23 protein-coding genes are annotated in these 21,095 nt (G+C 50.8%); 22 read left to right on the top strand and 1 reads right to left on the bottom strand.

Annotation, left to right across the window (positions count from 1 at the left end; all coding sequences use genetic code 11):
* The first annotated feature begins 12 nt into the window (after nucleotides 1–12).
* The 17 genes from ppaX (at nucleotide 13) to ACFSUB_RS08795 (ending at nucleotide 14,139) form a co-directional block, all read left to right on the top strand.
* Nucleotides 13–660 (top strand): pyrophosphatase PpaX, encoded by a 648-nt coding sequence (gene ppaX / locus ACFSUB_RS08875; protein WP_380712827.1) that lies wholly within the window; start codon nucleotides 13–15, stop codon nucleotides 658–660.
* A complete protein-coding gene (locus ACFSUB_RS08870; protein ID WP_380712826.1) occupies nucleotides 657–1,142 on the top strand; it encodes an acyltransferase in 486 nt (161 codons plus the stop codon). The genes ppaX and ACFSUB_RS08870 overlap by 4 nt, the downstream gene beginning before the upstream one ends.
* A gap of 241 nt (nucleotides 1,143–1,383) precedes the next feature.
* Nucleotides 1,384–2,565, top strand: a complete 1,182-nt coding sequence (locus tag ACFSUB_RS08865; RefSeq protein ID WP_380712825.1) for an ATP phosphoribosyltransferase regulatory subunit — start codon at nucleotides 1,384–1,386, stop codon at nucleotides 2,563–2,565.
* Entirely contained in the window at nucleotides 2,565–3,203 is a 639-nt protein-coding gene (hisG, locus tag ACFSUB_RS08860) for an ATP phosphoribosyltransferase (protein ID WP_380712824.1), read from the top strand. Before ACFSUB_RS08865 ends, hisG begins: the two co-directional genes overlap by 1 nt.
* Nucleotides 3,200–4,477: a histidinol dehydrogenase gene (hisD, locus tag ACFSUB_RS08855; RefSeq protein ID WP_380712823.1), complete on the top strand. Its 1,278-nt coding sequence runs from the start codon at nucleotides 3,200–3,202 to the stop codon at nucleotides 4,475–4,477. Before hisG ends, hisD begins: the two co-directional genes overlap by 4 nt.
* The gene (hisB, locus tag ACFSUB_RS08850; RefSeq protein WP_380712822.1) at nucleotides 4,474–5,064 is read left to right on the top strand and encodes an imidazoleglycerol-phosphate dehydratase HisB; all 591 of its coding nucleotides are present in this window, start codon (nucleotides 4,474–4,476) and stop codon (nucleotides 5,062–5,064) included. Before hisD ends, hisB begins: the two co-directional genes overlap by 4 nt.
* A 20-nt stretch (nucleotides 5,065–5,084) precedes the next feature.
* The gene (gene hisH, locus ACFSUB_RS08845) at nucleotides 5,085–5,729 is read left to right on the top strand and encodes an imidazole glycerol phosphate synthase subunit HisH (RefSeq protein ID WP_380713224.1); all 645 of its coding nucleotides are present in this window, start codon (nucleotides 5,085–5,087) and stop codon (nucleotides 5,727–5,729) included.
* Nucleotides 5,722–6,462: a 1-(5-phosphoribosyl)-5-[(5-phosphoribosylamino)methylideneamino]imidazole-4-carboxamide isomerase gene (gene hisA, locus ACFSUB_RS08840; protein ID WP_380712821.1), complete on the top strand. Its 741-nt coding sequence runs from the start codon at nucleotides 5,722–5,724 to the stop codon at nucleotides 6,460–6,462. Before hisH ends, hisA begins: the two co-directional genes overlap by 8 nt.
* Nucleotides 6,459–7,217: an imidazole glycerol phosphate synthase subunit HisF gene (hisF, locus tag ACFSUB_RS08835; protein ID WP_380712820.1), complete on the top strand. Its 759-nt coding sequence runs from the start codon at nucleotides 6,459–6,461 to the stop codon at nucleotides 7,215–7,217. Before hisA ends, hisF begins: the two co-directional genes overlap by 4 nt.
* On the top strand, nucleotides 7,214–7,843 hold the full coding sequence (gene hisIE / locus ACFSUB_RS08830; protein WP_380712819.1) for a bifunctional phosphoribosyl-AMP cyclohydrolase/phosphoribosyl-ATP diphosphatase HisIE: 630 nt from the start codon (nucleotides 7,214–7,216) through the stop codon (nucleotides 7,841–7,843). Before hisF ends, hisIE begins: the two co-directional genes overlap by 4 nt.
* A gap of 278 nt (nucleotides 7,844–8,121) precedes the next feature.
* A complete protein-coding gene (locus tag ACFSUB_RS08825; RefSeq protein ID WP_380712818.1) occupies nucleotides 8,122–9,171 on the top strand; it encodes a tetratricopeptide repeat protein in 1,050 nt (349 codons plus the stop codon).
* 123 nt (nucleotides 9,172–9,294) lie between these two features.
* On the top strand, nucleotides 9,295–10,239 hold the full coding sequence (gene trxB, locus ACFSUB_RS08820; RefSeq protein ID WP_380712817.1) for a thioredoxin-disulfide reductase: 945 nt from the start codon (nucleotides 9,295–9,297) through the stop codon (nucleotides 10,237–10,239).
* Nucleotides 10,240–10,506: 267 nt separating this feature from the next.
* Nucleotides 10,507–10,971 (top strand): NUDIX hydrolase, encoded by a 465-nt coding sequence (locus ACFSUB_RS08815; RefSeq protein WP_380712816.1) that lies wholly within the window; start codon nucleotides 10,507–10,509, stop codon nucleotides 10,969–10,971.
* Nucleotides 10,972–11,001: 30 nt separating this feature from the next.
* Nucleotides 11,002–11,883, top strand: a complete 882-nt coding sequence (rapZ, locus tag ACFSUB_RS08810; protein WP_380713223.1) for an RNase adapter RapZ — start codon at nucleotides 11,002–11,004, stop codon at nucleotides 11,881–11,883.
* A 5-nt stretch (nucleotides 11,884–11,888) separates the two neighbouring features.
* Nucleotides 11,889–12,833 (top strand): gluconeogenesis factor YvcK family protein, encoded by a 945-nt coding sequence (locus tag ACFSUB_RS08805; protein ID WP_380712815.1) that lies wholly within the window; start codon nucleotides 11,889–11,891, stop codon nucleotides 12,831–12,833.
* A 46-nt stretch (nucleotides 12,834–12,879) separates the two neighbouring features.
* Nucleotides 12,880–13,857 (top strand): DNA-binding protein WhiA, encoded by a 978-nt coding sequence (gene whiA, locus ACFSUB_RS08800; protein WP_380712814.1) that lies wholly within the window; start codon nucleotides 12,880–12,882, stop codon nucleotides 13,855–13,857.
* Nucleotides 13,858–13,881: 24 nt separating this feature from the next.
* Nucleotides 13,882–14,139, top strand: coding sequence for an HPr family phosphocarrier protein (locus ACFSUB_RS08795; protein ID WP_380712813.1), 258 nt, complete (start codon nucleotides 13,882–13,884; stop codon nucleotides 14,137–14,139).
* 136 nt (nucleotides 14,140–14,275) lie between these two features.
* On the opposite strand, the gene clpP is transcribed toward ACFSUB_RS08795, so the two are convergent.
* Nucleotides 14,276–14,854 carry an ATP-dependent Clp endopeptidase proteolytic subunit ClpP gene (gene clpP, locus ACFSUB_RS08790; RefSeq protein ID WP_380712812.1) on the bottom strand — a complete coding sequence of 193 codons (579 nt, stop codon included), beginning with the start codon at nucleotides 14,852–14,854 and terminating at the stop codon, nucleotides 14,276–14,278.
* A gap of 444 nt (nucleotides 14,855–15,298) precedes the next feature.
* Here clpP and ACFSUB_RS08785 point away from each other — a divergent pair, with 444 nt between their 5' ends.
* The 5 genes from ACFSUB_RS08785 (at nucleotide 15,299) to gpmI (ending at nucleotide 21,083) form a co-directional block, all read left to right on the top strand.
* Nucleotides 15,299–16,318 (top strand): sugar-binding transcriptional regulator, encoded by a 1,020-nt coding sequence (locus tag ACFSUB_RS08785; protein ID WP_380712810.1) that lies wholly within the window; start codon nucleotides 15,299–15,301, stop codon nucleotides 16,316–16,318.
* 102 nt (nucleotides 16,319–16,420) lie between these two features.
* Entirely contained in the window at nucleotides 16,421–17,425 is a 1,005-nt protein-coding gene (gene gap, locus ACFSUB_RS08780; protein ID WP_380712808.1) for a type I glyceraldehyde-3-phosphate dehydrogenase, read from the top strand.
* 154 nt (nucleotides 17,426–17,579) lie between these two features.
* The gene (locus ACFSUB_RS08775) at nucleotides 17,580–18,764 is read left to right on the top strand and encodes a phosphoglycerate kinase (protein ID WP_380712807.1); all 1,185 of its coding nucleotides are present in this window, start codon (nucleotides 17,580–17,582) and stop codon (nucleotides 18,762–18,764) included.
* A 31-nt stretch (nucleotides 18,765–18,795) separates the two neighbouring features.
* The gene (tpiA, locus tag ACFSUB_RS08770; protein WP_380712805.1) at nucleotides 18,796–19,554 is read left to right on the top strand and encodes a triose-phosphate isomerase; all 759 of its coding nucleotides are present in this window, start codon (nucleotides 18,796–18,798) and stop codon (nucleotides 19,552–19,554) included.
* Nucleotides 19,551–21,083, top strand: a complete 1,533-nt coding sequence (gene gpmI / locus ACFSUB_RS08765; protein ID WP_380712803.1) for a 2,3-bisphosphoglycerate-independent phosphoglycerate mutase — start codon at nucleotides 19,551–19,553, stop codon at nucleotides 21,081–21,083. Before tpiA ends, gpmI begins: the two co-directional genes overlap by 4 nt.
* Nucleotides 21,084–21,095 lie beyond the last annotated feature (12 nt).

The following is a 21,095-nucleotide window of genomic DNA, read 5'->3' as shown; positions in this document are numbered from 1 at the left end:
AGGAGGCATCCTATGAAGGTAGATACGATTTTGTTTGATTTTGATGGTACGCTTGTGAACACCAATCCCCTCATTATATCTTCGTTTGAACACGTGCTGGACGCGTATTATCCCGGGCGGTATTCGCGGGAGGATATCATCGGCTTTATCGGCACCCCCCTTCCCGAGAATTTCCGCGCCATCGACCCTGATCGGTCGGAGGAGATGATTGGGATGTATCAGCAGTTCACACTTGATCATCATGATGCGCTGCTGGAAGAATACGCGGGAGTCACAGAAACCATCCAGACCCTGCACGAGCAGGGTTATCATCTGGCTGTGGTGACGACAAAACGAAAGGAAACAGCCTTGATGGGCCTTGCGACGTCCGGTCTGGCTCCTTATTTTCCAACCGTTATTACGCTTGCCGATGTAGAACGGGCAAAACCTGATCCGGAGCCGCTCGAGCGGGCGATGGCAGCGCTCGGATCAAAGCCCGGGGAAACGATGATGGTCGGAGACAGCAAGTATGACATTCTTGCCGGAAAAAACGCCGGGGTGACGACAGCCGGTGTGGCCTGGACCATTAAAGGAGAAGAACACCTGCAGTCTTATGAGCCGGATATTATGCTGCAGACAATGCCGGACATTCTTTCGTATCTTGGCGTGAAGCAGGCATGAGGCGTACGGAGCGGTATCCGGTCGAGTCCTCGAACTCCCTGTGGCAGATGTACAAAACGGTGTCTTTCTGGAAAGTCGTCAAAAATTTCATTGTCATTCAGACCGCCCGCCTGACTCCTTTTCTGCCGCTTAAAAACTGGATGTACCGAACTTTTCTGCGCATGCAGGTAGGGGACAAAACGGCATTTGCGTTAATGATGATGCCGGATGTGATGTATCCTGAAAAGATATCGATAGGAAATAACAGCGTCATCGGATATAACACAACGATTCTCGCGCATGAATACCTGATTACCGAATACCGGCTTGGTGCCGTTGAAATCGGCGACCACGTCATGATTGGAGCGAATTCAACTATTCTGCCCGGGGTGCGGATCGGGGATCATGCGGTGGTAGCGGCAGGTTCGGTCGTCCATAAAGATGTGGAGGCCGGGACCGTTGTCGGAGGAAATCCGCTTCAGCTCCTTCAAACCTCCAGATAGCCCTTTTACCAGTGCACCCGTCTGCGCCGGAAAAGGGCTTTTTTCATCGGTTACTTTCCCGATTGACGCGGCCTGCGAAGGGGTGTAAACTACATGATATACACTTTATCTCTCTATTGCATTAGCAGACTAAAGCATCGTGTTTCTTCTATTTTGAAATGAAAAAAGGGAATCTACTATTTCCCTGCATACATAATAGATGCAGTGAACAAAATACATCGATACGAAAGGAGTTCCCGTTTTGACTCAGCCATTTATGTTTGAAAAACCACTAGGCATGCGGGATACACTTCCGGCTTATTACCAGACAAAACGCGGGGTGGCGGACCGCCTGGAGTCTGAAATTGGAAGCTGGGGGTATCTTCCCATCGAAACACCCGCTCTGGAGTACTACGACACGGTAGGCCGTGCCTCGGCCATTCTTGACCAGCAGCTCTTCAAACTGCTGGACCAGCAGGGACATACCCTGGTTCTGCGTCCTGATATGACAGCGCCGATCGCAAGAGTTGCGGCATCGAGCCTGAAGGAGCAGTCTTTTCCGATACGTCTGTCGTATCACACCAATGTGTTCCGGGCCCAGCAGCGCGAAGGCGGCCGGCCGGCTGAATTTGAACAAATGGGCGTGGAACTGGTAGGCGACAGCACCGCCAGTGCAGACGGAGAAGTGATTGCGTTGATGGCAGCCGCCCTGAAAGAAGCGGGACTCGAAGATTTCCAGGTGGCGGTCGGCCATATCGGTTACGTCAATGCCCTGTTGTTTGATGTTCTCGCAAGCGATGACCAGGTGGACAATCTGCGCCGCTTTTTATATGAAAAAAATCATGTCGGATTCCGGCAGCACGTGAAATCGCTCGAGCTTCCCGAAGAGGACGAAAACCGTCTGCTGGGGCTGCTCCAGCTGCGGGGCGGGGCGGAAAAACTGGATGAAGCGGACGCGCTCGTTCATAACGGCAACGCCGCAGAAGCACTCGAGAACCTCCGTCAGATCCGTGATGTGCTGGAGTGCTATGGAGTGGAACAGCACGTTACTTTTGATTTTAACCTTGTGCTTCATATGAGTTACTACACCGGTGTTGTCTTTGAAGGATACGGAAGCCGGCTTGGTTTTCCACTGGCAGGCGGCGGCCGGTACGATGAACTGCTTGAAAAATTCGAACGCCCGGGCCGCGCCACCGGATTCGGCATCCGTCTCGACCTTCTTGTGGAAGCGCTCGGCTATACAGGAGAAAAACCCGCTCAGACGTGCATTTTATTCAGCCGTGAACGAAGAAGCGAAGCGGTGGAAGAGGCGCGCCGGCAGCGGAATCTCGGAAAACGGGTGGTGCTTCAGGATGAGGACGGCGTGGAGAATGTGGAGCAGCTGCGCAGTCTTTTCAGTGAATGGATTGATCTGAACGGAACGAAGAAGGAGGACGAGGGCTGATGACAGAGCCATTAAAAATAGCGATGCCAAAAGGGCGGATTTTTGAAGAAGCGGTCGAACTTCTCCGCCGGGCTGGTTTTTCCCTGCCTCCGGAATTTGATGATTCAAGAAAATTGATTGTCGACGCCCCAGATGCAGGTATGCGGTTCATCCTTGCCAAACCGATGGACGTACCGACGTATGTGGAGCACGGAGTGGCTGATATCGGCGTAGCCGGCAAGGATACGATGATAGAAGAAGAGCGCGACGTGCATGAAGTGCTCGACCTTGGAATCAGCCCGTGCTACATGGCTGTAGCGGGGCTTCCCGGGTATGAAAAAACAGACATCAACCCGAAAGTCGCGTCCAAGTATCCGAATCTAGCCTCCCGGTATTTTAAGGAACAAGGCGAACAGGTGGAAATTATTAAATTAAACGGTTCTATTGAACTTGCTCCGCTTGTCGGTCTCGCCGACCGTATTGTCGATATTGTCTCCAGCGGTCAGACGCTGAAGGAAAACGGCCTTGTGGAGCTGGAGACGATTGTATCCATCACCTCCCGGCTGATTGTGAACCCGGTCAGTTACCGGATGAAAGACAGCCGGATTGATGAAATAGCCGTGCGGCTCGCGGAAGTGATAGAGGAGGACGTACAATGAACATCATGGAACTCGGCGCTGAAGTGAGCCTGGAACGAAACCTGGAACAGAATACGGAAAAAGAAAGAGAAACGGTGGAAGCGATTGTGGCAAAAATCCGGGAGAAAGGGGACGAAGGACTGCGTGAAATGACGGAATTATATGACGGCGTCCGCATGGATTCCTTTTTTGTCACTCGCGGGGAAATGGAAGACGCGTACCAGAATTTTTCGGAAAAAACCCTGAAAGCGCTGCGCCGGGCGATTACAAACATCCGCTCTTTCCATGAAAAACAAGTCCGGCAGTCCTGGATGACGACAGAGGAAAACGGAACGATGCTCGGGCAGAAAATCACGCCGCTCGATCGTGCCGGTGTTTACGTGCCGGGCGGGAAGGCTGCTTATCCGTCGACGATTATGATGAATGTCATCCCGGCCCAGACTGCCGGTGTCAAAGAGATTATTATGACCTCCCCGCCGGATGCAGAAGGAAACCTGACGCCCGGTGTGCTTGTGACGGCGGCTGAACTTGGTGTCACCCGCATTCTGAAAGCAGGCGGTGCTCAGGCGGTGGCAGCTCTTGCCTACGGTACCGGCACCATCCCCCGGGTGGATAAAATCACCGGCCCCGGCAATATTTTTGTCGCTCTTGCAAAACGGGCGGTGTTCGGGCAGGTGGATATTGATATGATCGCAGGCCCCAGTGAAATCGTCGTGCTTGCCGATGAAACGGCATCCCCCGAATTGGCAGCGGCGGATTTGATCTCCCAGGCTGAACATGATGAAATGTCTTCGGCCGTGCTTGTCACTACTTCCCGCAGCGTAGCGGAGCGGACGAAAGCCGAAGTCGATAAACAGCTTGAGACCCTCCCAAAACAAGATATCGCCGGATCAGCACTGAACAATCACGGAGCTGTGTACCTTGCGGATACAATGGAGCAGGCCGTTGAGGCTGTGAATCAGCTTGCCGGAGAGCATCTGGAACTGCTTGTGGACGATCCACACGCCCTGCTCGGAAAGATTCGGCACGCGGGCGCCATCTTTCTCGGTCCCTACAGCTCGGAACCAGTCGGCGATTATATGGCGGGACCGAACCATGTGCTTCCGACAAACGGCACCGCCCGTTTTTCGAGTCCGCTCAGTGTGGATGATTTTACGAAAAAATCGAGTGTTATTTCCTACAGTCGTGCAGCGCTTGAAGAACATGCCGATGATATTGCTGAAATCGCCCGTCTGGAAGGACTGGAAGGTCATGCGCGCGCCGTGGAGCGCCGCGGGAAAGGAGACAACCAATGACAGCACGCCGCAGTTCCATTGAAAGAAAAACGAAAGAAACGGATATCCGGCTGGATATGGACCTGGACGGGGAAGGGAACGGATCCATCTCGACCGGCGTCCCTTTTTTAACACATATGCTTGACTTATTCACAAAACATGGTCATTTCGACGTCACGATTGATGCAGACGGCGACACAGACGTGGATGATCATCACACGACAGAGGACATCGGCATTTGTCTCGGCCATGTCTTTCAGGAAGCTCTTGGGGATAAAAAGGGCATTCACCGTTACGGCCAGGCGATGGTCCCGATGGATGACGCGCTCGCGCAGGTGGTTGTTGACCTCAGCAACCGTCCTCATCTGGAATACCGGGCGGAGCTCCCGGCTGCATCCATTGGTACATTTGATACGGAGCTGGTGCATGAATTTCTCTGGAAGTTCGCACTGGAAGCAAGAATCAATCTGCATGTCATCGTCCATTACGGACACAACACCCATCATATCGTAGAAGCTGTATTCAAGGCGCTTGGACGAGCGCTCGATGAAGCGGCGCAGCTGGATGACCGGGTGAAAGGAGTCCCCTCGACAAAAGGAATGTTGTAAGGAAGGGTGTGGAAAAGGACATGATCGGGGTTATTGATTACGGAATGGGAAATCTCCATAGTGTCAGCAAGGCACTGGAGCGGCTGGATCTTTCGTATTTTCTGTCGGAAGATCCGGACGAGCTTGCCAAAGCGGATGGTCTGATTCTCCCGGGAGTCGGTTCGTTTCACGATGCGATGAATCTGCTGAAAGAAAAAGGCCAGGAGGATTTTATCAAAAAATGGGCGGCGGACGGCCGGCCGCTGCTTGGGATATGCCTTGGCATGCAGCTTCTGTTTGACGGAAGTGAAGAAAACAAACATACAGCCGGTCTTGGCTTTCTGCCCGGTTATGCGAAACACTTCCCCGGCATAACAGAAGACGGCACGGCGTACAAAGTACCGCATATGGGCTGGAACAAGCTTATCTTTAAGCAGCCGCAGCATGATCTTTTAAAAGATGTGGAAGAAGGTCACGTATATTTTGTCCACTCGTACGTGATTCAAACTGAAGACGACGATGTGCTGGTCGCTGACAGTGATTATTATGAAAACGTTCCGGCGGTCGTCGGGCGCGGGCGTGTACTCGGCACGCAGTTTCATCCGGAAAAAAGCAGCACCATCGGCATGAAGATTCTCGAGAACTTCGGCCGTATTGTGGCGGAAGGGAGAAACACTTATGAGTAAATTCGAGCTTTATCCGGCCATCGATATCCGCGGCGGCAGATGCGTTCGTCTTCTTCAGGGAGATTATGAAAAAGAGACGGTCTACGGAGACTCCCCGGCAGCTATGGCGGAGCACTTTCAGAAGGCGGGGGCTTCCTGGATTCATATGGTTGACCTGGACGGCGCCAGAGAGAAACAGCGCGTGAACCACGCGCATATCGTGGAGGCTGCCCGGTCTCTGGATGTGAACATACAGGCAGGCGGCGGGATTCGGACCGAAGAGGACGCGGCCTATTACCTTGAACGCGGTGTAGACCGTGTCATTCTCGGCAGTGTGGCGCTTCACCATCCGGATTTTGCCAAAGACATGCTTGCCCGCTACGGCGGCAGCAGGATTGCCATCGGACTGGATGCACGGGACGGTCGTATCGCGGTGAACGGCTGGCTTGAAACGTCGGATGTGACAGCGGTGGCTCTCGGCAGAAAAATGGTGGAATACGGAGCAGAGACGTTTATTTTTACCGACATTTCCAAGGACGGCATGATGGAAGGACCGAATGTCCAAGCAACGGCGGAGCTGGCCCGGGAAACCGGAGCAGAGGTCATCGCTTCCGGCGGAGTGAGCCGGATTGAGGATGTGAGAGAACTGGCCGCGCACCGCGGGGACGGCATTGCAGGGGCCATCACCGGAAAGGCCGTATACACCGGGAAGCTGAACCTGGAAGAAGCACTGCAGGAGGTGAACAGGCCGTGATTACAAAACGGATAATCCCTTGTCTGGATGTGAAGGAAGGTCGTGTCGTGAAAGGGGTGCAGTTTGTTGGTCTGCGTGACGCCGGAGATCCGGTGGAACTGTCTACTTTTTATGACGAGCAGGGCGCAGATGAACTCGTTTTTCTCGACATTTCCGCGTCTCACGAAGGACGCAAAACGATGGTGAATGTTGTTCGAGAAGTGGCGGGGACGCTGGCCATTCCTTTCACGGTCGGAGGCGGCATTAACACGCTCGATGACATGCGCACGATTCTCCGAGCCGGCGCGGACAAAGTATCACTGAATACCGCCGCGGTGAAACGGCCGGAGCTGATCAGTGAAGGGGCGGATTATTTTGGTTCCCAGTGCATGGTGACGGCCATAGATGCGAAGTTTGATGAAGAACTTGGGTCCTTTAGAATATATACCCATGGCGGACGAACACCGACGGACTGGGAAGTGACGGATTGGGCGAAGGAAGTGGTGAAGCGCGGATCCGGTGAAATTCTGCTTACGAGCATGGATCAGGACGGAGCCAAAGACGGATTTGACCTCTCTCTCACCGAAACGGTAAACAACGCCGTATCTGTTCCGGTGATTGCCTCGGGAGGCGCCGGAGCAAAAGAACATTTCAGCGAAGTGTTCTCCGAAACCAATGCCGACGCAGCGCTGGCGGCCTCCATCTTTCATTACAAAGAAACATCCGTCGAAGAAGTGAAAAAGCATTTACGTGAAAAAGGAGTGCGGGTGCGATGAATATAGACGACCTTCAATTTGATGAAAACGGACTGATTCCCGCTGTGGTACAGGATGCGGCAAGCCGGGAAGTGCTGACACTGGCCTATATGAATAAAGAATCGCTTCAAACGACAATGGAAACGAAGGAGACGTGGTTTTACAGCCGCTCCAAAAACAGGCTCTGGCACAAAGGGGAAAGTTCCGGCTATACCCAGCAGGTGACCGATATCCGGTACGACTGCGACCAGGACGCGCTTGTGGTGGAAGTCATCCCGAACGGACCGGCCTGCCATACAGGTACATACAGCTGTTTTACCGAATCTCTTCTACACGCGGAAACGACGCCGGCGTCCGGGGAGCGGTTTGAGATTCTGAACACTCTCGAACAGACGATTGCCAAGCGCTCCGCTGAAATGCCCGAAGGGGCCTACACCACGTATTTGTTTACCGAAGGCGTGGACAAAATTCTGAAAAAAGTCGGGGAAGAATCGAGCGAAGTGCTCATCGCCGCTAAAAACAGGGATTCGAAAGAACTGAGCATGGAAAGTGCCGATCTGTTGTATCATCTGTTTGTCCTGCTGCGGGAACAGCGCCTTCCATTTAACGATGTACTCCAGGTACTGAATGAACGGCACGGGAAGTAACAGCTTATTCTAAAAGACGGAATCTGGGAGAAAGATCCCGCTCCGTCTTTTCTTATTGGCTGCCTCCTATCACGCCGGCCTCACGCTGCATCCGTTCCCGGGGCGGCAGGAATGCAGGTGAACATGTCGCAGCGCCCCAAAAAGACTAAGATCAATGCTGTGCCAAACTTTGAATTTGCTGCAGGGCGGAGACTTCTAATCCCCTCACTTTTCTTACGGTTTCTTTGATGATATACTAGGCTCAACGCGAATGCTTTTCTCCGTTGGAGGGGATGCCGGTGAAAACACAACAATCTCAGGGACAGGTAATCCCATTTATTCATCATAGTGATTATTTTTTCAAGCGGGGCGTTCATGCTTACCAGAAACAAGAGCTGGAGCGCGCCGTTAAATATGTTCGACGCGCTGTGGAATTGAATCCGGAACAGGGCGTCTTTCAGTGTCAGCTGGCAGCCATCTATTCTGATATGGGCCACTATACTGCCTCTAATGACCTTTTGTCGCATGTCCTTGAACATCTCGATGAAACGCTGTATGAATGTTATTTTTTTATGGCCAATAATTATGCCTATCAAGGCTTGTTTGATAAAGCCGGGGAAACAGCGGGGCAGTATCTTGTTCTGGCACCGCAGGGGGATTTTGCCGAGGATGCAAAGTATCTTCTGGAAATGCTGGAAACCGAAAATGAAGAGGAAGGTTCTCTTTCAGACGATTCCGAAGCCGATGATGAACTCATTATAACGTATGAACGAGCGCTTCGTATGATAGGAGAGAACCGTCTGTTTGAAGCCGGGAACACATTGGAAGATCTTATCGCCGCCTACCCGTACTATCCGGCAGCCCAGAGCAGTCTGGTCCGTGTTCTGTATTTAAAGGGACAGGTGGAGGAAGCACTGGTGTATGCAAAAGAAGTCTGGCACGAGCATTACTACGTGCCGGCAGCATGCCAGCTTGCGCTTTTGTATAAAGAAGCGGGCAGGGACAGGGAATCCTCAGAGATGACCGATGTGCTGAAACACATTGTCCCGCTTGACCGTGACCACTTATACCGGACAGCAGCGGCACTTACGCTGCTGGAAGAAGGGGAGGACGCCTTATACTTCTTCCACAGGTACCGGCAGCGGTTTGCTCCTGAACAAGCGGAATTTTTCTTTTACTACGGAGCTGCTGCCTATCAGGCCGGTTACGTGCGGGAAGTGGAGAAACGATGGAACACCGCCCGCGCCAAAGACCACACAGGAGCAGATGTTCTACTGGATAAGATGGAACATGATCTGTTATTCTCCAGTGATGTGATGCACGAATTATGGTCCGGCCCCCTGCTGTAAATCATCAGGCACATTTCTGGACGTAAGCGCAGGAATTGCTTAAGATAGCCGTAAAGCAGACACAAATGCATGTGTACGAATGCCTAAGGGGATATTATGGAGGAGGAAGAGGAGTGAATCATCATGACAGAAGAAAAAATTTATGATGTTATTATTGCCGGCGCCGGTCCGGCTGGTATGACGGCAGCTGTTTACACATCCAGAGCGGAAATGTCGACATTGATGCTCGAACGGGGAATCCCTGGAGGACAGATGGCCAATACCGAAGATGTGGAGAACTTTCCCGGGTTTGAACACATTCTCGGACCGGACCTTTCTAATAAAATGTTCAGCCACGCCAAGAAATTCGGAGCCGAGTATGCCTACGGCGACGTGAAAGAAATTGAAGATCACAAAGACTACAAAATTGTCCGGGCCGGCAAAAAAGAATACAAAGCCCGTTCGGTCATTGTGGCAACCGGTGCTGTCTACAAGGAGCTCGGCGTATCCGGTGAATCGGAACTCGGCGGCCGCGGTGTATCCTACTGCGCGGTCTGTGACGGAGCTTTCTTCCGTGACAAGGAAATCGTTGTCGTCGGCGGCGGGGATTCTGCTGTCGAAGAAGCGGTATACCTGACCCGCTTTGCTTCCAAAGTAACGGTGATCCACCGCCGGGATGAACTGAGAGCGCAGAAAATCCTGCAGCAGCGGGCGTTTGTGAACGACAAAATTGACTTTAAATGGAGCCATGTCGTCAAAGAAATCAACGATAAAGACGGCAAAGTCGGCAGTGTAACACTCACCGATCTGAATTCCGGCGAGGACTACGATTTCGAAACGAGCGGTGCTTTCATCTATATTGGGATGATTCCGTTGAATGATGCCGTCAAAGGACTTGGTATCACCAACGAAGAAGGCTACATTGAAACGAATGAAGAAATGGAAACAAAAATTCCGGGAGTCTATGCAGTGGGAGATCTCCGCGAAAAATCACTCCGCCAGATTGTGACAGCGACCGGAGACGGATCCATCGCAGCGCAGACGGCTCAGGAATACGTCGAAGAACTGATGAGCACGGTCAATGTCTGAACGTTCTCTTTACAAAACTTAAAGGGATTTTAACGGAACTGTAACTACTGTGAAACAGTAAACATGATAAGATGAATACAGTAATTGACCCCCTTTAAAATATGATATGGAGTAGCGCAGGCATAGGCCTGTGCTCTTTTTTTTTGACAGAAAAAACGGATTCCTTACTGTCTGCCGCAGGGTTCTCTTCGTCTGTTCTTACTGAAAAAATTGAGCAGATGCCCTCCTGCATAGTATACTGAGAAGAGAAAGAGCGGAGGGAGTACCATGCAGCGGATAACAAACTGTTTTCTTCACAATACAAAAGATGTTCTCTTACTGCAGAAACCGAGCCGGAACTGGTGGGTTCCGCCGGGTGGAAAAATGGAAAGAGGAGAATCTGTAAGGGAAGCTGTTCTGCGGGAATACCGGGAAGAAACAGGTCTGACACTGCTTGATCCACTGCTTCGGGGAGTTTTCACATTTATGGTGATGGATCATAAGGATCTGTTCTCGGAGTGGATGATGTTCAGTTTTGAAGCCCGGTCCAGCCGCGGCACGATGCTGGAAGAGTCGCCGGAAGGAAAACTGGAGATGGTTCCGGTGCAAAGAACGGCCGGCCTTCCGATGGCTGAGGGGGACCGGACGATTTTTCGTCATGTTCTGGAAGATACAGGAATCCTTTACGGCACGTTTCACTATGACCGGGATTTCCATCTCCTGCATTCTCATTTTGATAAGGAGGAGCTGTGATTGGCAGATAGCGAGGGGGAGGATATACAAATGGAACAACCGCAGGAGGATATTCATATTGTCATTATTACCGGTATGTCCGGAGCGGGCAAAACTGTTGCCGTCCAGAGTTTTGAAGACATGGGCTATTACTGCGTGGATAATCTGCCGCCGGCGCTGATTCCCACGTTTGTGGAACTGATTGAAAATTCAGGCGGGCAGATGAATAAAGTGGCGCTTGTTATTGACCTCAGGGGAAGAGAATTTTTTGACCACTTATTTGAAGCGGTGGATAACCTGCGGCTGAAAGCTCATTTAAGCACTCACATTCTATTTCTGGATGCCAAAGATGACGTGCTTGTCCAGCGTTTTAAAGAGACGCGTCGTTCTCATCCACTTGCAGCCGCGGAGACACCGCTTGAGGGAATTCATCAGGAACGGGAGATTCTGGAAGATCTGAAAGGACGGGCGCGCCAGATTATTGATACAACCGGGCTGCATCCAAAGCAGCTGCGGGAGAGAATTATACAGACGTTTTCAGCACCGGAAAAGGATGCGTTCTCGGTTAATATTCTATCATTTGGTTACAAATACGGTCTGCCGATTGATGCTGATCTCGTGTTTGATGTGCGTTTCCTTCCCAATCCTCATTATATTGACCACCTCGAGCCAAAAACCGGATTGGAAGAAGAAGTATCATCCTATGTGTTAAAATGGACAGAGACGAAAGAATTTATGGAAAAACTGCTTGATATGTTAAGCTTTATGCTTCCACAATACAAACGGGAAGGAAAGAGCCAGCTGATTATTGCCATCGGCTGTACCGGAGGCAAACACCGCTCGGTCGCGCTGGCCGAATATACAGCTGATTATTTCGCCGGGGGATATGCTGTGCATAAAACCCACCGCGATATGGAGAAAGGGAAGGAATAGTCATCGTGGAGAAACCAAATATTGTCGTCATCGGCGGGGGGACTGGATTGTCCGTGCTGTTAAGAGGACTGAAAACATTTCCTGTTAACATTTCAGCGATAGTGACAGTAGCCGATGACGGCGGCAGTTCAGGAAGATTGCGTAAAGAACTTGATATTCCGCCGCCGGGAGATGTACGAAATGTACTGGTGGCACTGGCCGAAGTGGAACCAATGATTGAGCAGATGTTTCAGCATCGGTTTGAAAATGGAAACGGACTGACAGGTCATTCCCTCGGGAATCTTCTTCTTGCCGGTATGACATCCATCACAGGGGACTTCGCAAGAGGAATCAGTGAATTAAGTACCGTGCTGAACGTGAAGGGGAACGTGTTTCCGGCATCCAATCAAAGCATTGAACTGCATGCGGAAATGACAGATGGCACGATCATATCCGGAGAATCCAATATTCCCAATTCCGGGAAACGGATACGCCGGGTATACCTCTCGCCCGACACCGTCCATCCGCTCGAGCAGAGTCTTGACGCCATCAGGGAAGCGGATGTGATAGTGTTTGGTCCCGGGAGCTTGTATACCAGCGTCATTCCGAACCTGCTTGTCCCCGGGATTGCAGAAGCGGTGGAAGAAGCCCGGGCGCGGAAGGTGTATATCTGCAACGGAATGACCCAGGCCGGAGAAACTGATTATTTTACAGTCGCCGACCATGTCGAAGCGATTCAGAAACATACCGGCCGCAGTCTGATAGAAACGGTGCTTGTTAATAATACCGAGATACCTTCTGAAATACTTGCCAATTACAAGGAAGAATCGGCCTATCCGGTCGTTTTTGATGAAGCCCGGGTGAAGGGTCTGGGCTGCCGCGTTGTTCAGGATGCTTTTATGCATTACCGGGACGATTTGTTCCGTCATGATGCGGTAAAAGTCTCGCAGTCGCTGCTTGCCCAAATGTAATGAGAGGTCAGACAGGTGGAAAGGGAAAGGCGGTGAAGGTGATAAAATGTCATCTTTTGCAGCTATGACAAAAAAAGAACTGACCCGGTTTGAAGAAGAGGGCTGCTGCGCCAGGGCGGAACTTGCCGCGCTTGTACGCATGAATGGTTCGATTTCTTTCAGCAGCGGGGAACTGGTTCTTGATGTGTCAACGGAAAATGCGGCTATTGCCCGCCGTATTTATCAACTTATTAAAAGAGTGTATCCCGAGACCATCATCGAATTAATGGTACGTAAAAAAATGCGGCTGAAAAAAAACAATGTATATATCGTACGGATTGTAGAGGAAGCCAGGCACATGCTCCGGGATTTAAGCATCATGGAGGATGGTTACCGTTTTATCCGCACGATATCCCGCGATATACTGAGAGACACCTGCTGCAAACGCGCGTATCTGAGAGGAGCGTTTCTCGCAGGAGGTTCGGTTAATCATCCGGAAACCTCTTCGTATCATCTGGAAATATTTTCATTGTATGAAGAACATAACCGGTCTCTCAGGGAACTGCTTCAGGAATTTGATCTTTCTTCAAAAAGTCTGGAACGAAAAAAAGGATTTATCCTTTACATTAAAGAAAGTGAAAGAATAACGGAATTTCTAAATGTGATTGGTGCCCACCAGGCCCTTCTCTATTTTGAGGATGTCAGAATCATGAAAGACATGCGTAATTCGGTGAACCGTCTGGTGAACTGTGAGACAGCCAACCTGAACAAGACGGTTGGAGCGGCACTGCGGCAGGTGGAGAACATTCAGCTTGTCGAAGGACGCATCGGTCTTGAAAACCTTCCTGAGAAAGTCCGGGAGATGGCAGAGATGCGGGTGAAATATCAGGATGTTACCTTGAAAGAACTGGGAGAGATGGTGCCAAGCGGCCCTGTCGGGAAGTCCGGCGTCAATCACAGGCTTCGCAAAATCGATCAGCTGGCTGAGAAGATACGCAACGGGGAAGAGATTGTGATACCGGAAAACGGGGTGCATGCAGAGTAAATAAGGAAAGGGAGGAAATACCGGTTGATAGAAAAAAAAGCTGAAGTGAGATTAAAGACGGGTTTGCAGGCCAGGCCCGCCGCTTTATTTGTTCAGGAAGCAAACCGCTTTCAATCCAATGTGTTTATTGAAAAAGAAGATAAAAAAGTGAACGCCAAAAGTATCATGGGCATCATGAGTCTGGCCGCGAGAACCGGGGAAACGATTAAGTTCTCGGTGGATGGAGAAGATGAACAGGAAGCAGCGGAAGAACTGGCCCGCTTTGTGGAAAAAGAGGAATAAAAAAACCGGCATCCTTTTTGAAAGGTGCCGGTTTTTTTATGCTGGATCAAAAGTGCGCTGCCATTCTTTAAAGGAATGGGCTGAGAATAAATACGCTCCCGACTATCCGGGATAATCGGGAGCGTATGGGACAAACTTATTTGTACAGAACGTCGTCGACAAGGCCGTAGTTCTTTGCCTCGTCAGCTGTCATGAAGTTATCGCGGTCGGTATCGCGCTCGATGACTTCAATCGGCTGGCCGGTACGTTCGGACAGAATACTGTTCAGTTTCGAGCGGATTTCAAGAATCCGGCGGGCATGAATATCAATATCTGTTGCCTGACCCTGCGTGCCGCCAAGCGGCTGGTGAATCATGACTTCACTGTTAGGAAGCGCATAGCGTTTGCCTTCCTGACCTGAAGCAAGCAGGAAGGAGCCCATGGAGGCAGCCATACCTACGCAGATAGTGGAAACTTCCGGTTTGATGTGCTGCATCGTATCATAGATAGCCATGCCTGCTGTAATCGAGCCGCCCGGACTGTTAATATAAATGGAAATATCTTTATCCGGATCATCAGCAGCGAGGAAAAGCAGCTGGGCCACCACCGAGTTGGCAATGTTATCGTCAATGCCGGAACCCAGCATGATAATGCGGTCTTTTAACAGCCTTGAATAAATGTCGTACGCGCGTTCTCCGCGGTTGGTCTGTTCAATTACTGTAGGAATCAAGTTCATGTATTACATCCTCCTTCGTTAAGTGCGTGCAGCCCTTGCTCAGCTGATGATCCCATCATACCCTAATGGTCAATATTGGTCAAATGATAAGGACTGCTTACTGAATGATGTTTCGTCCTTCATTGTACACGATGGAAACAAAAACCTCGAACAATTTACCGGAAGAGATTTCACTATCTTTTCTTATTCGATAAGGGAAACGGTAATCCTTTTGTATACTATCCGTTTTTTCAAGGATTCAAACTTCTGATGATACCGGTGGGAAAGAATATTTTCTGCAGCTTTGAACACGGGCATCATAAACAAAAACTTTTATTGCCTGTCTGTTCATATATTGATAAAATATAAGAGAGAGGAACCTTTCTTTTTTTGCCCTTAAGCGGGACTTAAAATGTCACACCGGGACAATTTTTGTCCCGTATGTGAATCTGGTGAGGAGTACATATGCGACAATTAATTGAATTACAAAAAAAACTCCAGCCGGATGTACTAGAGGTGATGGAAAAAAGATACCGGATTCTTCAGTACCTGCGTCTGATGCAGCCAGTCGGCAGACGGACTCTGGCAGGGAGCCTTGAGATTTCGGAGCGTATTCTCCGAGGTGAAGTGCTGTTTTTAAAAGAACAGAACCTCATCCATATCGGATCGGGAGGTATGGTGCTGACCGAAGACGGAGAAGCGCTGCTTGAAGGTCTGGAAGAGACGATGAAATCTGTCACAGGCCTTGCCGACCGGGAAAAAGAAGTAGCTGAACGGCTTCAGATTGACCGGGTCATTATCGTACCCGGGAATAGTGACCGCTATTCGTGGGTAAAAAAAGAATTAGGAAGAGCCTGCATCCAGCAGATGAAAAACATGCTGCAGCCGGAAGATATTGTTGCTGTTGCAGGAGGAACAACTCTTGCGGATGTGGCAGAGATGATGACCCCCGATGAAAAATTCAGTTCCGTTACATTTGTCCCGGCCCGCGGCGGACTTGGTGAAAAGGTGGAAATCCAGTCCAACACCATCAGCTCTACGATGGCCGTTAAAGCAAAAGGGAACTACCGGCTGCTGCATGTACCGGATCAGCTGAGCCGGGAAGCCAGAGAGTCTCTCGTACTGGAACCCGGCATTAAAGAACTCCTGCGCCTGATACGGCGCGCAGGAGTGGTTGTTCACGGCGTTGGAGCGGCCTCGACCATGGCAGCGCGCCGAGGAGCCGAAGATGACATCCTTCACATTCTCCAGGAAAAAGAGGCAGCAGCAGAAGCATTTGGGTACTATTTTGACCGGAATGGACAAATCGTTCATAAGGAAAAGACAATCGGGCTTCAGCTTGATGAACTGCAGGAAAACCAGAAAGTAATAACGGTGGCAGGCGGTGCTTCAAAGGCTGAGGCTATCAGCGCCTACATGAATTACAGACCGAGTGATGTACTGATTACAGATGAAGGGGCCGCCCAGGCGGTGCTTGGGGATTGACCCGTCCCGGATGTTGATCATGCTCACATTCTGCCGGCGCTTCCAGAAGGACGCCGACGGACTGTTAATAAAGGAATTATTATTAAAGGGAGGATTTTATTTATGGCAACGAAAATTGGTATTAATGGTTTTGGACGGATCGGACGCGTTGTATTCCGCGCTGCACTTAAAAATGACGATGTAGAGGTTGTAGCGATCAACGACCTGACAGACGCGGAAATGCTGGCACACCTTCTCCGTTATGACTCCGTGCACGGCGGTCTTGAAGAAAAAGTGGAAGTAAACGGCGATAACCTCGTAATCGGCGGGAAAGAAATCCGCGTAACAGCGGAGAAAAATCCGGCTGACATCAACTGGGGCGGAGCCGGCGTTGAACTGGTTGTTGAATCGACCGGTCTGTTTGTAAAACGCGACGACGCTGCCAAGCACCTTGAAGCCGGCGCCAAAAAAGTTATCATCTCCGCGCCTGGTAAAGAAACAGACGCTACGTTTGTTATGGGCGTTAACGAAAATACGTACGATCCAGCAGCACACGACGTTGTTTCCAATGCGTCCTGCACAACAAACTGCCTTGCACCGGTAGCGAAAGTTCTTCACGACAAGTTCGGTGTAAAACGTGGTCTGATGAACACGGTTCACTCCTATACAAACGACCAGCAGATTCTCGACCTGCCGCATAAAGACTACCGTCGTGCGCGCGCAGCTGCTGAGAATATCATCCCGACATCAACAGGTGCTGCCAAAGCGGTTGCTCTTGTCCTTCCTGAACTGGATGGCAAGCTTAACGGCGCTGCGATGCGTGTTCCGACACCAAACGTATCCCTCGTTGACTTTGTTGCAGAGCTTGAACAGGATGTAACGGCTGAAGACGTAAACAATGCGCTGAAAGAAGCCTCCGAAAATGAACTGAAAGGCGTTCTCGGCTACAGTGAAGAGCCTCTCGTATCAGGAGACTACAACAGCACACCAACTTCCTCCACGGTAGATGCGCTTTCCACCATGATCATGGAAGACAACATGGTAAAAGTCATTTCCTGGTATGACAACGAATTCGGCTACTCCAGCCGTCTCGTAGACCTTGTTGCTTATATGGCCAAACAGCAGTAAAACAAACCGGAAAATAACGGAAAGGGAGTAACAGATACTCCCTTTCTTTTCCATGTCAAAGACCTTTTCTGCGGATGCCCCGCAGACTTTCGGTTTTTCATCCTGGTTCTCCGGGAACATGGACAAAAGGGAAGGAAATAAAGGAGGCTCTTTCATGAATAAGAAGTCGATCAGAGATATCGATTTAAAAGGAAAAACGGTTTTCTGCCGTGTTGATTTTAACGTACCGATGAAAGAAGGAGAGGTTACGGATGATACACGGATCCGGGCTGCTCTGCCGACGATTCAGCATATGATCGATCAAGGGGCAAAAGTCATTCTCGGAAGCCACCTCGGCCGTCCGGATGGCGAAGCCCACGACGAACTGCGTCTCGGCCCTGTAGCGGTGCGGCTTGGAGAACTTCTCCAGAAAGACGTAAAAAAAGTGGATGAAGTTTATGGAAAAGAAGCTGAAAAAGCAGCGGGAGAATTGACTGAAGGAGAAGTGCTGCTTCTTGAAAATCTCCGCTTTGAAGCGGGCGAGGAAGAAAATGATGAAACTATTTCCAAAAACCTCGCGTCCCTTGCGGATGTTTATGTCAACGATGCATTCGGTGCCGCCCACCGCGCCCACGCTTCCACAGAAGGCATCGCCCGTCATCTGCCGTCGGTTTCCGGACTTCTGATGGAAAAAGAACTTGAAGTGCTCGGCCAGGCGCTTGAAGATCCGGACCGCCCGTTCACCGCTATTATCGGCGGCGCGAAAGTAAAAGACAAAATCGGAGTCATCGATTACCTGCTCGATAAAGTCGACAACCTTATCATCGGTGGGGGACTTGCCTATACATTCGTCAAAGCCAAAGGATACGAAATCGGCAAATCGCTGCTGGATGAAGATAAACTGCAGCTGGCGCAAGACTATATGAAAAAAGCCGAAGAAAACGGCGTCAACTTTTATATGCCGCTTGATGTCACCATCGCGGATGACTTAAGCAATGAGGCGGATACCAGAATCGTCAACATTGATAATATCCCTTCCGACTGGGAAGCGCTTGATATCGGACCGAAAACGATCGATACGTATACCGATGTCGTTCAGAACTCCAAACTGGTACTATGGAATGGACCGATGGGTGTGTTTGAATTTGACCTGTTTTCCAAAGGTACAAGAGGCGTAGGCGAAGCGCTTGCGCAGGCTGACAACACCTACACGGTTATTGGCGGCGGCGATTCGGCGGCAGCTGTTGAGAAATTTGGTCTCGCCGATCAGATGAGCCATATTTCCACAGGCGGCGGAGCATCGCTTGAGTTTATGGAAGGCAAAGTACTGCCGGGTGTCGCAGCACTGAATGACAGATAAAACTTACAGAAGACAGGAAGGAGTTTTACGTGTGAGAAAGCCGATTATTGCAGGAAACTGGAAAATGAACAAAACGCATGAAGAAGCCGTGTCCTTCATCGAAGAAATCAAAGGACATGTCCCTTCCGGTAACGAAGTGGAAACGGTAGTGTGCGCACCAGCTCTGTTTTTAAAGGAAATGAACGATAAAGCAGCAGGCTCGGATGTACACATCGGGGCCCAGACGATGCATTTTGAAGAAAGCGGCGCATTCACCGGTGAAATCAGTCCGGCTGCGCTGAAAGACCTTGGCATCACGTATTCGATCATCGGACACTCCGAGCGCCGTGAGATGTTCAATGAAACCGACGAAAGCGTCAACCAGAAGGTCCATGCTGCGTTCAGCTACGGTATCACACCGATTATGTGCTGCGGGGAGTCCCTTGAACAGCGTGAAAACAATGAAACAGAACAGGTCGTACGCGGACAGGTGGCAAAAGGTTTCGAAGGAATTAGTGCGGAGAAAGCTTCCGACGTTGTCGTAGCCTACGAACCAATCTGGGCCATTGGTACAGGGAAGTCCTCAAGCGCTGAAGATGCGGATGAAACGTGCGGCACGGTCCGTAAAGTTTTGGCGGAACTGTATGATCAGGACACAGCGGAAAAAGTACGGATTCAGTACGGCGGCAGCGTGAAGCCGGAAAACATCGACGGCTACATGGAAAAAGAACATATTGATGGTGCGCTTGTCGGAGGAGCCAGCCTCAAGCCGGACGCATTCCTTAAGCTTGTAGAGGCGGGAGCAAAATGAGCAAGGCGCCGGTAGCACTGATTATCCTGGACGGTTATGCCCTCCGCGGGGAGACCAAAGGCAACGCTGTGGAGCAGGCAGCTACTCCGAATTTTGACCGGTACTGGAACATGTATCCCCATACCCGTCTTGAAGCCTGCGGCACAGCGGTTGGTCTCCCGGAAGGACAGATGGGAAACTCTGAAGTCGGCCATATGAACATCGGAGCCGGCAGAGTGGTGTATCAAAGCCTGACGCGCATCAATAAGGCCATTGAAGAAGGAACGTTCTACCAGAATGAAGCGCTGACTGGAGCTGTGACACACGCTAAAGAACATAACAGCAGCCTTCATCTCTACGGGCTGCTCTCCGACGGGGGCGTTCACAGCCATCTCCATCATCTTTTTGCCCTGCTCGACACTGCCAAGGCTCAAGGCGTCGAAAATGTGTATGTGCACGGTTTTCTGGACGGCCGCGACGTCGGCCCGACAACGGCCAAGTCGTATGTGGAACAGCTTCAGCAGAAAATGAGGGACATCGGTGTCGGCCGCCTGGCAAGTCTGCATGGGCGCTACTATGCGATGGACCGGGACCAGCGCTGGGAGCGTCTTGAAAAGTCGTACCGCGTGCTTGTATACGGAGACGGTCCGGCCTTTAACAGCCCGGAAGAAGCGATCGAACAATCTTATCAAAATGAAATCTGGGATGAGTTTCTCGAACCCTGCGTGCTGAAAAACGAAGACGGGGAACCAACCGGACTCGTTGAAGATGAAGACGCCGTCGTGTTCTTCAATTTCCGCCCGGATCGTGCCATCCAGCTGTCGGAAGTGTTCACGAGTAAAGAGTTTGACGGTTTTGATACCGGGGAGAAAGCTCCGGAGAATCTGCACTTTGTCACGATGACGAACTACAGTGAATCGGTGCAGGCCGAAGTCGCCTACCCTCCGCAGGACCTTAAGAACACAATGGGGGAAACACTCGCTGAAGCGGGGCGCAGCCAGCTCCGGATTGCGGAAACGGAAAAATATCCCCATGTCACTTTCTTTTTCAACGGGGGACGCCAGGAAGAATTCGAAGGAGAGAACCGCATTCTCATCGATTCTCCGAAAGTTGCCACCTATGACCTGCAGCCGGAGATGAGTGCCTATCAGGTAACGGAGGCTCTTCTGGACGAGATTAACGCTGATCGTCATGACTTTATCGTCCTGAACTTTGCCAATCCGGATATGGTTGGACACTCCGGGAAACTTGACGCCACCATTCAAGCCGTGGAAGCGGTAGATGAATGCCTTGGCCGGGTTGTGGATTTGATTACCGAAAAAGGCGGACAGGCGATTATCACCGCCGATCACGGCAACGCGGACGAAGTGATTACGCTTGAAGACGAGCCGATGACAGCTCATACAACAAATCAGGTTCCCGTCATTGTGACCAAACAGGGGCTGACCCTTCGGGAGGAAGGTATTCTTGCCGATTTATGCCCGACAGCGGTGGACCTGCTTCAGATGGACAAACCCGAAGAAATGACAGGACAGTCCCTAATAAAATAACAAAGGAGTAAT

The sequence above is a fragment of the Salibacterium lacus genome, assembly GCF_042684865.1.
Lineage (GTDB): Bacteria > Bacillota > Bacilli > Bacillales > Marinococcaceae > Salibacterium > Salibacterium lacus.
Note: the sequence above shows the minus strand (reverse complement) of the source record. Positions and strands in the feature narration are given on the sequence as shown.

Coding starts and splice junctions, on each gene's coding strand:
- ppaX (WP_380712827.1), top strand. CDS start 13: ATGAAGGTAGATACGATTTTGTTTGATTTTGATGGTACGCTTGTGAAC.
- ACFSUB_RS08870 (WP_380712826.1), top strand. CDS start 657: ATGAGGCGTACGGAGCGGTATCCGGTCGAGTCCTCGAACTCCCTGTGG.
- hisG (WP_380712824.1), top strand. CDS start 2,565: ATGACAGAGCCATTAAAAATAGCGATGCCAAAAGGGCGGATTTTTGAA.
- hisD (WP_380712823.1), top strand. CDS start 3,200: ATGAACATCATGGAACTCGGCGCTGAAGTGAGCCTGGAACGAAACCTG.
- hisB (WP_380712822.1), top strand. CDS start 4,474: ATGACAGCACGCCGCAGTTCCATTGAAAGAAAAACGAAAGAAACGGAT.
- hisH (WP_380713224.1), top strand. CDS start 5,085: ATGATCGGGGTTATTGATTACGGAATGGGAAATCTCCATAGTGTCAGC.
- hisA (WP_380712821.1), top strand. CDS start 5,722: ATGAGTAAATTCGAGCTTTATCCGGCCATCGATATCCGCGGCGGCAGA.
- hisIE (WP_380712819.1), top strand. CDS start 7,214: ATGAATATAGACGACCTTCAATTTGATGAAAACGGACTGATTCCCGCT.
- trxB (WP_380712817.1), top strand. CDS start 9,295: ATGACAGAAGAAAAAATTTATGATGTTATTATTGCCGGCGCCGGTCCG.
- ACFSUB_RS08815 (WP_380712816.1), top strand. CDS start 10,507: ATGCAGCGGATAACAAACTGTTTTCTTCACAATACAAAAGATGTTCTC.
- rapZ (WP_380713223.1), top strand. CDS start 11,002: ATGGAACAACCGCAGGAGGATATTCATATTGTCATTATTACCGGTATG.
- whiA (WP_380712814.1), top strand. CDS start 12,880: ATGTCATCTTTTGCAGCTATGACAAAAAAAGAACTGACCCGGTTTGAA.
- clpP (WP_380712812.1), bottom strand. CDS start 14,854: ATGAACTTGATTCCTACAGTAATTGAACAGACCAACCGCGGAGAACGC.
- ACFSUB_RS08785 (WP_380712810.1), top strand. CDS start 15,299: ATGCGACAATTAATTGAATTACAAAAAAAACTCCAGCCGGATGTACTA.
- gap (WP_380712808.1), top strand. CDS start 16,421: ATGGCAACGAAAATTGGTATTAATGGTTTTGGACGGATCGGACGCGTT.
- ACFSUB_RS08775 (WP_380712807.1), top strand. CDS start 17,580: ATGAATAAGAAGTCGATCAGAGATATCGATTTAAAAGGAAAAACGGTT.
- gpmI (WP_380712803.1), top strand. CDS start 19,551: ATGAGCAAGGCGCCGGTAGCACTGATTATCCTGGACGGTTATGCCCTC.